The sequence below is a fragment of the Pyrinomonas sp. genome, from assembly GCF_040289685.1.
Classification (GTDB): Bacteria; Acidobacteriota; Blastocatellia; order Pyrinomonadales; family Pyrinomonadaceae; genus Pyrinomonas.
In genome coordinates this window covers 18472-32860 of the sequence record NZ_PSLQ01000016.1, presented here as the reverse complement: position 1 = coordinate 32860, position 14389 = coordinate 18472, and the positions used below count along the sequence as shown (strand labels likewise).

The following is a 14389-nucleotide window of genomic DNA, read 5'->3' as shown; positions in this document are numbered from 1 at the left end:
TCCATGGCTGAGATCACCGCCTGGACCTACCTGCGACGGCTGGGTTTCACCCTCCAAAGCCCCCGTCCCCGCCACACCCGCGCCGCGAAGGCGCAGGAGCAGGCGGCGTTCAAAAAAAGTAGCCGAGGTGGTCGAAGAACAGCGGCGGCTCTACCCCCAAGGGGAGCGCGCGGTGGAGGTCTGGGTCCAGGACGAGACCCGCCTGGGTCTGAAGCCCATCGTGCGCCGGGTCTGGGCACGCAAAGGACAGCGGCCTTTGGCCTTCCATCGCACCCGCGATGAATGGCTGTACGTCTACCTCTTCGTGCATCCGGCCAGTGGGCAGAGCGCCTTCCTGATCCTGCCCACGGTGAACAGCGAGCTGATGAGTCTGGCTCTACGGGAGTTTCAGCGGGGGGTGGACCCAGAGGGGAGGAAGGTTCTGGTGCTGCTCCTGGACAACGCGGGGTGGCACCGGGCCAAAGACCTCCAGGTACCGCCAGGGGGTAGTGCTCCTGCACCTGCCGCCCTACACCCCGGAGCTCTCCCCGGCGGAGCCGGTGGTGCCTTTGCTGCGGGAAGCGGTGGCCAATGAGAGCTTCCCCAGCTTGGAGGCTTTGCAAGAGCGTCTGGTTGAGCGGCGTGTCTATCTCCAGGAGCACCCCGAGGTCATCCGGGGGGGTGGCGGGGTTTGAGTGGTTGCCGGTATGAAGAGCATTCGAATAAAGTTGGTATTAGCTTCGCACGGGCCGATCTCGCACAGACCGCCCCTGCATCTCAACTCCGCTGAGACTGCCGTCGCATGCGCCCTGTTCGCGCAGAGCGATCTCCGTCGCTTGCGCGCCCTGATTGCGGCGCAGCGCATCCAGCGGTCAAAACGACCCGCAGCACACCTTCGGGCTGCGGGTTTTAACCGGCGCCGTTTTGTTTCATACTTGACACAAAAACTTAACTACGGCATAATGCCCCGTGGTTCAGCGTAGCAAACTTTCGGCGGCGCGCTCTTCGGCGCGATGCCGAGTCAGAGCCGGAAGCGGCCAAACGCGAGGTGTTGGGAGCCGCCTCCCGTTTCCAAGCTTCCGGCGCTTTCTTAAGCGCTCACTACTCACGAAATCACGAAGGCGTCGCCCAACGACCGCGCCTCCTCCACCGCTCTTACCGGCCACGAATACGCGCGGGCGGGACGTCAAAGATGTGAGGGGCCGACTTTCAATCCGGTCAATCAAAAGGCTCGGTTCATTGCGTCGCCAGACGGCCACGGCGGATGCTCTCGATCATCTCGCGCACAGCCTGCTCCAAACCGATGAGCACGGCGCGCGCGATGATATTGTGCCCGATGTTGAACTCTTCGATCTCGATGATCGACGCGACGGCGACGACGTTGCGAAAGGTCAAACCGTGCCCGGCAGCGACGCGCAGGCCGTGTCGTGCGGCAAGCGCGGCGGCGCGACGCAAGCGGTCCAGTTCGCTTTCAATGCGCACTTGCGTTTCCGGATGAAATCCCGCGGGCGGTTGCGTCGCTTCAGCGTAAGCCGCTGTGCAGAGTTCGATTTGGTGCGCGCCGGCGGCACGCGCCGCTTCGATCTGTTCGCTTTCGGGATCGACGAAGAGGCTGGCGATGATGCCATGGTCGCGCAGCCGCCCGACGCAGGCGCGCACCGCCTCGAAATTCGCGACGACGTTGAGGCCGCCTTCGGTGGTGATCTCGCCCGGACGCTCTGCCACCAGCGTCACAGCATCGGGGCGCACCTCTGCCGCAATGCGCATCATCTCTTCGGTGGCCGCCATCTCGACGTTCAAGTAGGTCGTCACAACCCGGCGCAAGCTCTCCAGATCGCGGTCTTGAATGTGACGCCGATCGCTGCGCAGGTGAACAGTGATGCCGTCGGCGCCCGCCTGTTCGCAGAGCATGGCGGCGGCCACGACGCTCGGTTCCGTCGTCCGACGCGCCTGCCGAACGGTGGCGACGTGATCTATGTTGACGTTGAGTCGAGCGAACATCTTCTTTCTTCGAGAGCGATCCATTCACGCGCGCGGCTGTGTGCGCGAAATGCAGTCGGGCGAAGACCCCAGTTCTTCCATCTCAGATGGCGCTTAAAGTCGGCGACTGCCGATCTCTTCCGGCACATCGCTCAGGGTTTGCGGCGCGAGCGTTTCGCTGGCCGCTTGTTTGCGTGCACGGGCGATCGCTTCGTCGTAAACGCCTAAACGCGCGTTGCGGCGAATCGCGCGCACTTCGTTAAGCATGCGCAGGCTATCGCGTGCGACGCTGACCTTGCTCCCTTCGTTGTGATCCCACCGTACGGCTCGTTCGAGCAGGCGCAAACCAGCGCGATGGGCGACGAAGAGCAGTTCGACATCGAAGCCGAAGCGATCCACTGTAGCCGCTTCAATGATCGGGCGGCAGACGCTCAAGCGAAAAGCCTTGAAGCCGCACTGCGTATCCCAGAAAGGCAAACCGGTCGCCAACCGCACGATGAGATTGAAGAGGCGTCCGCCCTGCTCGCGCCGCCAAGGTTGGTGTACGCCGATCAGGCGGCGGTCCAGCGCGCGCGAACCGAAGACGAGGTCATAGTCGCCGTTCCGGATCGGCGCGACCACTTTGGGCGTTTCGGCGATCGGCGTCGAAAGGTCGGCGTCGGAAAAGAGCGCCACTGGCGCGCGCGCGGCCAGCAATCCGGTCCTCACGGCGTAACCTTTCCCGCGATTCTGTTCGTATCGGATCAAGCGTGCCTCGACGCGCCGCGCGCGGGCGAAAGCATCTTCAGCGACCGCAGCCGTGCGATCTTGCGAACCGTCATCGACGACGATCAGCTCCGTCTCCTCCTCGAACTCGTCTAGGTAAGCGATGACCTGCTCTAAAGTTTTATCCAATCGTGCCGCTTCGTTGTAAGCGGGGATAACGACGGAAAGCGCAAGCGACATTTTGCCGATCGATGATCCTTCCTTTTGCGTCCGCGATGCGCGCCCGACGCGAATTTTGAACGAGCGCGAGATCGGTCGAGGCTTCTTCCGCAGCGCAATATAACACAAGCAACCGGCGGCGCGCGATTTCAGGCGCGGCGCGTCGGCGTGGTAATATTTGGCGAGCAGAAGTGGCGGAAGCATCATGAACAGAGCATTCGGTCTGCTGATTATCTTCGTCATCGTCGCCTCGACGCTGATCGGCGGCGCATGGGGGAGCAAACTGTTGCCCCTGCGCGCCAGCGACCGGTCGGCTGACATCATCCAACGCATCGAAGACGACTACCGCGAGGCGCTCGCCATCATCGCAAATAGTTACGCGGGCGAGATCGACTACGAAAAGCTCAATCAGACCTCGATCCAAGGCATGCTGCTTACGCTCGACCCGCACTCGAACTTCTTCACGCGCGCTGAGTTTCAACGCTTGCGCGAGGACCAAGAGTCGCGCTTTTACGGCATCGGCATCTCGATCCTGCGCCACCGCGATGGCGTGTACGTTCAGTCGGTAGTTCCGGGGACGCCAGCGGCGCGTGCTGGCCTTCGTTACGGCGACCGCATCCTTGAGGTTGACGGACAGGATGCGCGCGAGTGGAGCACGGAACAAGCTTCGCGCAAGATACGCGGCGAACGCGGCGAGCCGGTTACGCTGAAGATCGAGCGCGCTGGCGAGCAAGCGCCGCTCTATTTGACGATCGTGCGGGATGCCGTGCCGCTGCCTTCGATTCGATTGGCGTTCATGGCGCGCTCCGGCATCGGGTACATCGGTTTGACCGGGGGGTTCACGCACACGTCGGCGGACGAACTGCGACGCGCCATCGCTGACCTGAAAAGACAGGGGATGCGCCAACTCGTCCTCGATCTACGAAACAACCCGGGCGGTTTGCTCGAGCAAGCGATCGGCGTGGCCGGACAGTTTCTCGATTACGGACAAGTGATCGTCTCCGTGCGCGGGCGCGAGTACCCGGAACCGAAGATCTATCGCAACTACGAACGCGATCCCGAGCAGATGCCGCTCGTCGTGCTGATCAATCGCGGTTCAGCTTCCGCTTCCGAGATCGTCGCCGGGGCGATCCAGGACCACGGGCGTGGCCTGATCGTCGGCGAGACGAGTTTCGGCAAGGGACTGGTCCAGCGGGTCTTTCAACTCCCGTTTGGCACTGGCCTAACGCTGACCACGGCGCAGTACTACACGCCTTACGGGCGGCTCATTCAGCGCCGGTATGCGAGCGGCTCTTTCTACGACTACTACACGCGCCACAACTTCAACGCCGAGCCGCGACAGCCCATGCGTCCGAACTCGCCGACCATTGCCGCGCCGGAAGCGACGCCGACGCCGTCGCCCACCGGCCCAGCGATCAGGACGGCTGGCGGACGCGTCTTTTACGGCGGCGGCGGCATTACGCCAGACATCGAGGTCAAACCGATCGAAGTGAGCACGCCCGTGCGCGGGCGCATCTTCGAAGCGGCCTTCTATTTCACGCGCCAACTGGTCGCCGGTCAGATCCCTGGACTCGAGAGCTACCGCATAGAAAGGGTGCAGTTCGATCACGTGCCGCGACCGACCGATTACCCCGTCACCGAGAAGGTGCTCGATGCCTTTCGCGATTTCTTGCGCCGCTCCCCAGAATTTAGATTAGCGCCGACGCAAGTGGATGCCGAACTCGAATTCATCAAGCTCCGTCTGCGCGACGAGATCATCACCGCCGCCTACGGAAGCGAAGCTGGAACGCGCGTGCTGCTTGAGAGCGATCCGCAATTGTTGCGCGCTATTGAGGCGTTGCCCGAAGCCAAAAAGCTCGCTGAAGCCATTCGTCGTGGCGAATCTTTGAGCTAGGTTCGTGAAAAGCGCGCGCAATGTCGCCATACTAAAACCTCTTTGCCGGTCGGCGCCGAACTACTCGATCACGCGCAGCACCAAGCATTTCAAGTAAAAGGTTTCGGGCATGCCAACGAGCACAGGATGATCGCCGCTCTGCATTCGCCTTTCAGCGATCTGTACGCGTCGGCGCGCATCCGCCGCCGCGTCGGCGACGATCTGGCCAAACAGCGATTCGTCGACGTGGTACGAACAAGTGCAAGTGATCAACACGCCGCCGACGGCGAGCAACTTGAAAGCGCGCAAGTTTATCTCTTTGTAGCCGCGCATGGCCGAAGCGAGGCTGGCGCGGTTTTTGGCGAACGCGGGCGGATCGAGGACGATGGTGTCGAACCGCTCGCCGCGCGCCTCGAATTCGCGCAAGGCATCGAAGACATTGGCCACGCGGAACTCGACGTTGCGCGCTTCGTTCAACTCGGCGTTGCGCCGCGCGGCGAGGACGGCTTCTTCCGAGATGTCCAAGCCGATGACGCTGTCGCACACCGGAGCGACGTTGAGCGCAAAGGCGCCGTTGAACGTGAAGCAATCGAGCGCGCGTCCGCAGGCGTAGCGCCGTGCGGCCAGATGGTTCTCGCGCTGGTCCAGAAACGCTCCGGTCTTCTGGCCGCCGAGCGGCGAGACGCGGAAGCGCGTGCCGTGTTGCACGATTTCGACCTCGCCCGGATCCTCTCCGTAAAGCACGCCCGCTCGCATTTCGAGACCTTCGAGTTCGCGCACGCGCACGTCGTTCCGTTCGATGATGGCGCGCGGAGAGAACTCTTCGACCAGCAGCTCGACGAAGGTCCCTTTGAGGGCGTCGGTTGCCTGCGCCAGCGTCTGGAGCACGAGAACGTCATGGTAACGATCGACGATGAGCGACGGGAGCAGGTCGCCTTCCGCGTAGACCAAACGATACGCCTCGCACTTTTCAGCGAGTCCGACGCGGCGTTTGAAGGCCGCGCGCAGTCTCCGTTGCCACCAATCTCGATCCACACGTTCATCGCGCAGCGTCAACAGGCGCAAGGCGATCTCCGACCGGTCGCTGTAAAGCGCCCGCCCCAAAACGCGCCCGCGCACGTCGGTGACGCGCACGACCGCTCCGCCTTCGGCCTCGACTCGACGCAGTTCGCTTCGGTAAACCCACAGGTGACCGGCGCGGATGTGCGCCGCGCCGCGCGCCGAGATCACCACGCGTCCGCACTCTTCCGACATGACGAGGATTATCGCCGATGTTTCGCGAAGATCGCCAATCCCAAGCGAAAGGCTTCGCTGTCGAACGAAACGCCGAAACAGATCGCGCGGCGTTTGCTCTCGCAAGTTAAATTTCGCTTACCGCACAGACGACGCCAGCGAGCATGCGCTTCGTTGGCGATCTCGTCACCGAAAGTTAACCTTCTTGCAACCCGCAAGCTTTAAGAGTAGTCTTTGAGAGGCTGAGTCGTTGGTGCCGGCTAGTCAACTACCCCACGGCTAAAGCCGGGGGCTTGCCCGCAGCCGAAGCCCGGGCTTCGGGGCCGGTTGACAGCGGCCCACCGTCCCGAGAGACGGTATAGCGGTTGCGAATGTTGCGGGCGGCGTTGATGTCCGAATGATCTTCAAAACCACAGGAAGGACAGCTAAAGCGATGTCTCGCGCGTTTTCCTCTGAGACCGCAACGGGAACAGTTCTGGCTGGTATATCGGGGGTCGACCGTTGCTACCACTATCCCGACTTCTTCAGCCTTGTTGCGGACCCACTGCAGGATCAGGCCTCGTGGCCATTGAGAGAGCCTGCGTCGGCAGTGTGCGCCCCGGATCTTCCCCTTCTGGGGCTGGGGTATGTCCAGATCCTCAAATACCAGTACGGACCTCTTGGGTGCCCATCGGACCAGCTGTTTGGCAGTTTCCTGGGCAAAAGTGCGAGTACGGTTGCTTTGCTTACGACCGAGCCGTTTGAGAAGCCTGCGGACACTTCTGGTGTCCCGCTTCTCTGCCTTACGAGTCGCAAGCTTGCGTTGTACCCGACCCCTGGTCTTCCTGGTACGCTGGTTCCGAATCTTGACCGCTCTGCCGCTGACAAAGAGAACTTGGTCGTCGGTCGTGATGGCGACCAAGGCATTGGTCTCGTTGAGGTCAACACCGACCGGGAGGATGCCCTGCGGATCCGGCACGTCGATGGTCATCGCGACGCGACCGATAAGCTTGCCTCCTCGTTCGATAACGTTGAGGCTATCGATGGTCTTGGCGCGACGGAAGAGTTCCTGGAATACCTCCGGTACCGTGTATCGCAGCTTTTTACGGCCACCGACAGTCCAGATGGAGAGTGTTCCATCCGACCGGAAGTCTGCGTCTCGCCCACGCTTACCGACCAGAAACAAGGCGCTCTTGCGCTTGAAGGCGAACGGCTTGGTAACCTTGTGCTTGTTGCGCTTAGCGCTGGCGTAAGCAGCGGAGACTTGGCGGATGGCAGAGATCGTCATTTGGCTGTTCAGCGTGCCCTTGACAATAGTGTAGGCCTTCCGCTGCAGCGCAATGGCCCCCAAGGGTTTCCCATCGTTAAAGGCAATGGGAGAGAGCACCTGCTTAACGTGTTGCGATGTATCAAGCGTTGCAAGCAGGTCGGAATCCGGTTCGATGATAATCGTTGCGGTTCGCCGGATTTGCATCACACCGTAATTACATCACATGATGATGGAAGAAGTAAACGGCGTCTCCTCCCCAGGCATAGATGCCGCGCGCTCCCGACGCCGCGCAAACTGGTGGACCGGAGAAGGTGATGCACAGGCCGATTCGCACCGTTGGGTTGATCACAGGTGGCGGCGACGCGCCGGGGTTAAACGCCGTGATTCGCGCTGTCGTCAAGACGGCGGCGGGCGAATACGGTCTGCGCGTGCTCGGCATCGAGGATAGCTTCGAAGGGTTATTGGATGAAACGCGCACGCGCGAACTGACGCCCAAAGACGTCCGCGGGCTTCTGCCGCGCGGCGGCACCATCTTGGGCACGCGCAACACTGGGCGGTTCGTCGAACGCGATGAGAGCGGACGCGAGATCAAACCCGAAGCCGTCTATCGCGAAGCGCTCGCCAATCTCGAACGACTTGGTATTGACGCCCTGATCGTGCTCGGCGGCGAGGGGACGTTGACCATTGCCGCAGAGTTCGACCGCATGGGCATCCCCGTGGTCGGCGTGCCGAAAACCATCGACAACGATTTGGCCTGCACGGAGCTGACCTTTGGTTTCGCCACCGCGCTCGACATCGCCACCGAAGCGCTGGACCGACTTCACACCACCGCTGAATCGCACGACCGCGTCATGCTGCTCGAAGTGATGGGGCGTCATACGGGATGGATCGCGCTTCATTCCGGCATCGCTGGCGGGGCCGACGTGATCCTCATTCCGGAAATCCCGTTCTCGATGGAAGTGGTCGCCGAAAAGATCTTGGAACGCGAGCGGTGCGGTTCACAATTCAGCATCATCGTCGTCGCTGAAGGCGCGCGCGAAGTCGGCGGACAGCTCATTTACCAAGACGCGGGCGACCGCCATCGCGCTCCGCGGCTGGGCGGCATCGGGCTACATTGCCGCGACTGCCTCGAACGGCTCACCGGCAAAGAGACGCGCTGCGTCATCCTCGGTCACCTGCAGCGCGGCGGGCGGCCCAATGCCTTTGACCGTATGCTGGCGACCAGTTTCGGCGCCAACGCCGTGCGCGCCTTGATGAACGGCGAGCGCGGCGTGATGGTCGCGCTCCAGGCGGCCAACATCATCACCGTGCCGCTTTCAGAAGCGATCAGCAACATCAAGACCGTGCCGCCTGATGGCCAACTGGTGCGCACGGCGCGCGATGTCGGGATCTCGTTCGGCGCGCCCGACGAGAAGACCCATCACAAAACGGGCAACTGCTTCTGACAGATCGCTTTCCCAAACCCGCCCGAGCTCGGTATAATTCGCTTTTGCGACTTGAACGTGCCATATCCAGACCGTAAAACGCGGATGAACGCCCGGCTTCCTCGCGCCGGCGCGTGAGAGGTGAGACAAGGGTGACGGAAGAGATCAAAAAGAAGCTCGAAGCGGAACTGGAGGAATTGGAAACGGAACTTCGCGTGCATCTGCCGCGCGAAATCAAACGCGCGCGCGAGTACGGCGATCTACGCGAAAACGCCGAGTACAAAGCGGCGCTCGAAAGGCAACAGGTCGTCAAAGCGCGCATTCGGCAGCTACGCGAGCGCATCAGCCAGATCGCCTCGATAGACCTGTCGCAAGTGCCGCGCGACCGCGCCGCATACGGCTCGACGCTGGTGCTGCTAGACAAAGAGCGCGGCGAAGAGATCACCTATCGCTTGGTGACGCCCGAAGAGAGCGACCCGCAGGCCGGTTTGATCTCGACCACATCGCCGATTGGGCGGAGCCTGATGGGGCGTGAAGAAGGCGACGAGGTTCTCGTGCAGACGCCTTCTGGGCCGCGCCGTTTCGAGATCCTTCAACTGAAGACGATGCACGACGAGATGGCAGAAAAGTCCGCGCGCGATGGCGGCGCGGAGGATGGCGAGCAGAACGAGGACTGAAAAGATGTTCGGAGCGAGCATCGGACGCGGAGCGGGACGCATCGTCAACGCTATGGTCGAGGCGCTGGCGCGCTCCTCGATCAACCCTAACCTGTTGACGGTGACTGGCGTGGCGATCAACGTCCTTTGCGGTTTGCTCTTCGGCTTCGGACATTTCTTCTGGGCCGGCATCATCTTGATCGTCGCCAACCTCTTCGACATGCTCGACGGCAAAGTGGCGCGCTTGACCGGTCGCGTAACGCGCTTCGGTGCCTTTCTCGATTCGTCGCTCGACCGGCTGTCAGACATGGTCGTGTTCGTCGGGTTGATGGTCTTCTACGCACGCGATACGCAATACCATTCAACGCTCAACGTCTTTCTGGCGGGCGCGGCGATGATGGGGTCGGTGCTCGTCAGCTACACGAGCGCGCGTGCCGAAAGCTTGATCCCGAAGTGCGACGTCGGCTTTCTGCGCCGTCCGGAGAGGGTTGTGCTTTTGATCATCGGCGCGTTAACGACCCATCCCGGCTCGGATCATCCGTTGTTGAATCGCATGCCGGCGGTTCTCTGGGTTCTCGCCGTCGGCTCCTTCTGGACCTTCGCGCACCGCATGTATCACACTTGGCGCGAGGTCCAGCGAGTCGAAGCAGCGCTCGCTCAAGAAGGCGGCGCGCGGTCCGAAACCGACGCGACCGATCAAAGACCGAAGTCGGCATCGAAGGTGGTGCAACAAGCGCGCGTTTGAAACGAGCGCGCGGCAAAGGGAGAGCGCAGCCGAAGCGAGCTGGTTTTAGAAGACCGAGCGGCGATGCCCGATCGCCACATGTCCTGAAGAAAGTTGCGAGGTGCTTTGAGAATTGGACATCTGCCCATGCTGCGGATCGAAACTCGCCACTGAATGGCAACACGGCTGCGCGGCTTGCGGCGCGCGCCCGGTCGGGCCTCCGCTGCCGCCACCAGAAACCAGATTGCCGCTCATTGGGCGCACGCTGTTCATCGGCGTTGCCGGGCTCCTGCTCGCGCTCGCATCGCTCGGCACGATCGTCTTCGAACTCAACCGACGCGGTCATCTGCTGCCGCGCGATGTCGCAGATTTCGTCTCGGCAGCGACCACCGCCACGTGGCGCGCGAAATATCTGCTGTTGCCGCTTTCGCTCGCCATCTTCTGGACCTGCTCAGTGCTGCGCCGTCGTGTGCGGCGCGAACCGCAGCGCTTCCTCTGGCGCAGATTCGCCCTTGTCGGGTACGGAGCGGCAACGCTAGCGCTCATCGCCAATCTCGCTTTTACGCTGCTCTTCATCCCTGAACTCATCGAACAGCGGCGCTTGGCGCGCGAGGCCGCCGTGCAGTCGCTGCTCTACGGAACGCACCGCATGCTGCTCGAATACAAAGCGCTCTACGGGACCTATCCGGCCTCGCTCGACGATCTACGCCGCCTGCCCGATCCGGAAGGAAGCAACGCTAGGCTACTGGCCCAGCTGGGACTGGCTAACTACGTCCCCAGTTCGGTACAAGCAGCGCGCATCGAACGTCAACGCCCGGCGCGCGGCGCACGCCTTCGCCAGGTGGCCGCCCGCGCCGACACAGACGCAGCTCCGGCCAGTGGGTTGGAGACCGTCTCTTTTACCGACTACGAACTGCTCTGGCCCGGCGCCGATGGCATCTACGGAACGGAAGATGACCGTTTGGTCAAAGACGGCGTGATCGTCGCCGAACCGCGCCAGCTCAAATCGCCCGGTGCGCTCGTCATCACCAACCGCAACAGCAAGCCGAAATGAGCGTGCAGAAGATGGGGAGTCGGACTATAGACTTTGCAGCTAGATCATCTCTTCGGCGAGTATGCCGAACTTCGTCGCTTCGCTCGCCGGAAGCGTGGTTCGTGCCAAAACGACGGCGAACGGTTCACCAAACCGCTCGAAGATACGATCCGCCGGCAGCACGCGTTTGAGCGCGCTCGCGTTCTGCGAGAATCGAGTCAAGAAAGAAGCGCATCCAATTGCACGATGCTGGCGAGCACGATGCGCGTTCTGCGAGAATTGAGTCGAGAAAGAAGCGAAATATTCCATGTTCCGCAAAATTCTGATCGCCAATCGCGGTGAGATCGCCGTGCGCATCATCCGCGCTTGCCGCGAACTCGGGATTTCGCCCGTGGCCGTCTATTCGCAAGCGGACCGCGCGGCGTTGCACGTGCGGCTCGCCGATGAAGCCTACTTCATCGGCCCAGCGCCGTCGAGCGAAAGCTACTTGAAGATGGAACATATCATCGACGCGGCGCGGCGCAGCGGCGCCGAAGCGATCCACCCGGGTTACGGCTTCCTCGCCGAAAACGCCGAGTTCGCTCGCGCCGTGCGCGATGCCGGATTGGTCTTCATCGGGCCGCGCCCCGAAGCGATGGAGTTGATGGGGTCGAAGACCAATGCGCGACGCGCCGCCCAATCCGCTGGCGCCCCTATCGTTCCGGGGACGACCGAGCCGCTCGGCTCGCTCGAAGAGGCCCGTGAAGTGGCCGCGCGTCTGGGTTATCCCGTGATGCTCAAAGCGGCGGCAGGCGGCGGCGGCAAGGGGATGCGGCTCGTCGCTTCTGCCGAAGAGCTTCCATCCGCTTTCGCCACGGCTCAATCGGAAGCGGCTTCAGCCTTCGGCGATCCGCAGGTCTATCTCGAAAAGGCGGTGGTGCGCCCGCGTCATATCGAGATCCAAGTCTTCGCCGATGAGCACGGCAATGTGGTCCACCTCGGCGAACGCGAGTGTTCAATTCAAAGGCGTCATCAGAAAGTCATCGAAGAATGCCCGTCGCCGATCAACGATCCCGAATTGCGCGCGAGGATGGGCGAAGCCGCCGTGCGCATTGCCCGCGCCGCTGGATACGTCAACGCCGGAACGGTCGAGTTTTTGGTCTCAGATGAAACGCGCGATTTCTATTTCCTTGAGATGAACACGCGCCTGCAAGTCGAGCATCCCGTCACCGAACTCGTCACCGGCATCGATCTCGTGCGCGAGCAGATCCGCGTCGCCTGCGGCGAGAAGCTCTCATTCGCGCAAGAGGAACTCCGCTGGAGCGGTCACGCCATCGAATGTCGCATCTACGCCGAAGATCCGGAGAACAACTTCATGCCGTCGCCGGGGCGCATCACCGAGCTTCGCGTTCCCACGGGACCAGGCATACGCGACGATGGCGGCGTCTATGCTGGGGCCGAAGTTTCCATCTACTACGATCCGATGATCTCCAAACTCGCCGCGTGGGGGAGAACGCGCGCTGAAGCGATCGACCGTCTGCGCCGCGCTCTCGATGAATACGTCATCGAAGGCATTAAGACGACGCTTCCCTTTTTCCGCGAGGTCGTCCGCGATGAGGAATTCATCCGTGGGGAGCTTGACACAGGCTTCATCGAACGCTTCAGCCGGCGGCGCGCTCAAGCTCCGACCGACCCGATGGAGCGCGATATAGCCGCCATCGCGGCCGCCATCGCCTTTTCTGAACGGCGTATCGAGACGCGCGCAAACGCGGCGGAACACAGAACTAACAACGTATGGCGGCTCGCCGGCCGCGCGCTGCTCCTTCGCTGACGAAGCGCGAAGTCGAACACAGAGCGCTCGTCGGCAGAGCGAAACTTTCGCGGGCGTCGCCGCGCGCGCTCGCTCTTTAACCAAGGGACTGCGATGAAACTCCTGACCGAAATCGAAGGTGAACAACGCACGCTCGATCTCGAGGGCGACGGCGAGCGTTTAAAGGTCGAACTCGATGGACGGCTTTACGAGATTGAAGTGCGGCGTCCAGAGGCGGGCATCTACCTTTTGCTCGTCGCAGGGCGAGTCTATGAGTGTCGCGTGCGCGCCGAGGCTGAGGCGCCGAACGATTACCGCGTTCATATCCGCGGACGGAGCTATTCGATCAGAGTGCGCGATCCGCGCCGGTTGCGCAACGCTTCGGGATTGGCAAGCGGCGCGTCCGGTCGCGCGGCGGTCACTGCACCGATGCCCGGCAAAGTCGTCCGCGTGCTCGCTGAACAAGGGGCACAGGTTGAAGCTGGTGCCGGGTTGGTCGTCGTCGAGGCGATGAAGATGCAGAACGAGATGAAATCGCCCAAGTCCGGCAAGGTCGTAGAACTGCGCGCGCGCGAGGGGATGACGGTCAACGCAGGCGACGTGCTCGCCATCGTCGAGTGACGTGATGGCGAGCGACCGCTGCCAACCAGCGAAAAGGTTCACAACGACACGATAGAAAAGGATTTTCCGGGGAGGTGTTGATTGTCCGAGGAGATTCGGGGCGAAACGGCGCGCAACGCAGCGAAGTCGGCGCTCGAGGATCTGCGCATCATCCTTTGGGACATCGATGGGACGCTCGTGCGTGCGACGCGCTACGGCCTTTTTCGCGATTACATGGGGCCGATGCTCGAAAAGGTCTTCGGCACGTGCGGCAAGTTGCCTGAGATGATCGTCTCGGGGATGACCGATCTGCAGATCGCCATCGAGGCGCTGCGCGAACATGGTTTCACAGCGGAAGAGGTCACAGCGCGCGTCGATGATATACGCCGCTGCTACATCGCCGAGATGGAGCGCATCGCCAACGGCACGGTTTGTTGGCAACCCTTGCCGGGCGCGCGCGCGGCGCTCGAACGACTGGCGGCACATCCGCGCTACCTTTCATCGCTTTTGACGGGAAACATCGAGCCGGCGGCACGCCTGAAATTGCGCGTCGCCGGGCTGGACCAGTACTTTCAGCTTCCGGGCGCTTTCGGTGATGAATCTCACGATCGGCGGGCGCTGCCAGCGCTCGCGGCCAAACGAATAAATCAACTTTTCGGTCATAAGTTCGCCCCTCAGCAATTCATCATCATCGGCGACACGCCCAACGACATCGCCGCCGCGCGACATTTCGGCGCGCGCGTTGTGGCCGTGGCCACAGGCCGGGTTCATCGTGCGGAAGATCTACGGTCGCACGAGCCGGACGCGCTGCTTCCGGACTTGACCGACACAGACCTGTTGTTGCGCACGCTCGACCGCCTCTGAATAGGGCGTCAAGCAACCTCAGTGCAGACCGGTCAGAGCAACACGCGAGGAAGATTTTCCA

General features: G+C 62.0%; 14 protein-coding genes and 1 pseudogene. 10 read left to right on the top strand and 5 right to left on the bottom strand.

The genetic code is table 11. From position 1 onward, the window contains the following. Positions 1 to 3 precede the first annotated feature (3 nt). Positions 4 to 105: pseudogene (locus tag C4334_RS05675) on the top strand (winged helix-turn-helix domain-containing protein); the annotation flags it as partial. A gap of 22 nt (positions 106 to 127) precedes the next feature. Beyond that, positions 128 to 574 carry a transposase gene (locus C4334_RS05670; protein WP_352431114.1) on the top strand — a complete coding sequence of 149 codons (447 nt, stop codon included), beginning with the start codon at positions 128 to 130 and terminating at the stop codon, positions 572 to 574. 641 nt (positions 575 to 1215) lie between these two features. Here C4334_RS05670 and C4334_RS05665 read toward each other — a convergent pair. Together C4334_RS05665 and C4334_RS05660 are read right to left on the bottom strand one after the other, a co-directional pair. Continuing rightward, a complete protein-coding gene (locus C4334_RS05665) occupies positions 1216 to 1980 on the bottom strand; it encodes a pyridoxine 5'-phosphate synthase (protein ID WP_352431113.1) in 765 nt (254 codons plus the stop codon). Positions 1981 to 2073: 93 nt separating this feature from the next. Next, positions 2074 to 3090, bottom strand: a complete 1017-nt coding sequence (locus C4334_RS05660) for a dolichyl-phosphate beta-glucosyltransferase (RefSeq protein ID WP_352431112.1) — start codon at positions 3088 to 3090, stop codon at positions 2074 to 2076. Between C4334_RS05660 and C4334_RS05655 the strand changes: the two genes are divergently transcribed. Then, the gene (locus C4334_RS05655; RefSeq protein ID WP_352431111.1) at positions 3089 to 4777 is read left to right on the top strand and encodes a S41 family peptidase; all 1689 of its coding nucleotides are present in this window, start codon (positions 3089 to 3091) and stop codon (positions 4775 to 4777) included. The two genes, C4334_RS05660 and C4334_RS05655, sit on opposite strands and share 2 nt — an antisense overlap. A 60-nt stretch (positions 4778 to 4837) precedes the next feature. Here the strand turns inward: C4334_RS05655 and C4334_RS05650 are convergent, their stop codons facing one another. Together C4334_RS05650 and C4334_RS05645 are read right to left on the bottom strand one after the other, a co-directional pair. Beyond that, positions 4838 to 6010: a class I SAM-dependent rRNA methyltransferase gene (locus C4334_RS05650; protein WP_352431110.1), complete on the bottom strand. Its 1173-nt coding sequence runs from the start codon at positions 6008 to 6010 to the stop codon at positions 4838 to 4840. 247 nt (positions 6011 to 6257) lie between these two features. After that, positions 6258 to 7442 (bottom strand): RNA-guided endonuclease InsQ/TnpB family protein, encoded by a 1185-nt coding sequence (locus tag C4334_RS05645; protein WP_352431109.1) that lies wholly within the window; start codon positions 7440 to 7442, stop codon positions 6258 to 6260. A 110-nt stretch (positions 7443 to 7552) separates the two neighbouring features. On the opposite strand from C4334_RS05645, the gene C4334_RS05640 reads away from it, so the two are divergent. The 4 genes from C4334_RS05640 to C4334_RS05625 all read left to right on the top strand — a co-directional run bounded on the left by C4334_RS05640 (position 7553) and on the right by C4334_RS05625 (position 11096). Beyond that, positions 7553 to 8683, top strand: coding sequence for a 6-phosphofructokinase (locus C4334_RS05640; RefSeq protein ID WP_352431129.1), 1131 nt, complete (start codon positions 7553 to 7555; stop codon positions 8681 to 8683). A gap of 131 nt (positions 8684 to 8814) precedes the next feature. After that, on the top strand, positions 8815 to 9339 hold the full coding sequence (locus tag C4334_RS05635; RefSeq protein ID WP_352431108.1) for a GreA/GreB family elongation factor: 525 nt from the start codon (positions 8815 to 8817) through the stop codon (positions 9337 to 9339). Between the two features lie 4 nt (positions 9340 to 9343). Beyond that, on the top strand, positions 9344 to 10063 hold the full coding sequence (locus C4334_RS05630) for a CDP-alcohol phosphatidyltransferase family protein (RefSeq protein WP_352431107.1): 720 nt from the start codon (positions 9344 to 9346) through the stop codon (positions 10061 to 10063). Positions 10064 to 10175: 112 nt separating this feature from the next. Then, a complete protein-coding gene (locus C4334_RS05625; RefSeq protein ID WP_352431106.1) occupies positions 10176 to 11096 on the top strand; it encodes a hypothetical protein in 921 nt (306 codons plus the stop codon). Positions 11097 to 11135: 39 nt separating this feature from the next. Here C4334_RS05625 and C4334_RS05620 read toward each other — a convergent pair whose 3' ends face one another. Next, positions 11136 to 11297 (bottom strand): hypothetical protein, encoded by a 162-nt coding sequence (locus C4334_RS05620; RefSeq protein ID WP_352431105.1) that lies wholly within the window; start codon positions 11295 to 11297, stop codon positions 11136 to 11138. 85 nt (positions 11298 to 11382) lie between these two features. Here C4334_RS05620 and accC point away from each other — a divergent pair, with 85 nt between their 5' ends. From accC to C4334_RS05605, 3 genes are all read left to right on the top strand, one after another. Beyond that, on the top strand, positions 11383 to 12885 hold the full coding sequence (gene accC / locus C4334_RS05615; RefSeq protein ID WP_352431104.1) for an acetyl-CoA carboxylase biotin carboxylase subunit: 1503 nt from the start codon (positions 11383 to 11385) through the stop codon (positions 12883 to 12885). A gap of 93 nt (positions 12886 to 12978) precedes the next feature. Continuing rightward, positions 12979 to 13485, top strand: a complete 507-nt coding sequence (locus tag C4334_RS05610; protein ID WP_352431103.1) for an acyl-CoA carboxylase biotin carboxyl carrier protein subunit — start codon at positions 12979 to 12981, stop codon at positions 13483 to 13485. 81 nt (positions 13486 to 13566) lie between these two features. After that, positions 13567 to 14328 carry an HAD family hydrolase gene (locus tag C4334_RS05605; protein WP_352431102.1) on the top strand — a complete coding sequence of 254 codons (762 nt, stop codon included), beginning with the start codon at positions 13567 to 13569 and terminating at the stop codon, positions 14326 to 14328. Positions 14329 to 14389 lie beyond the last annotated feature (61 nt).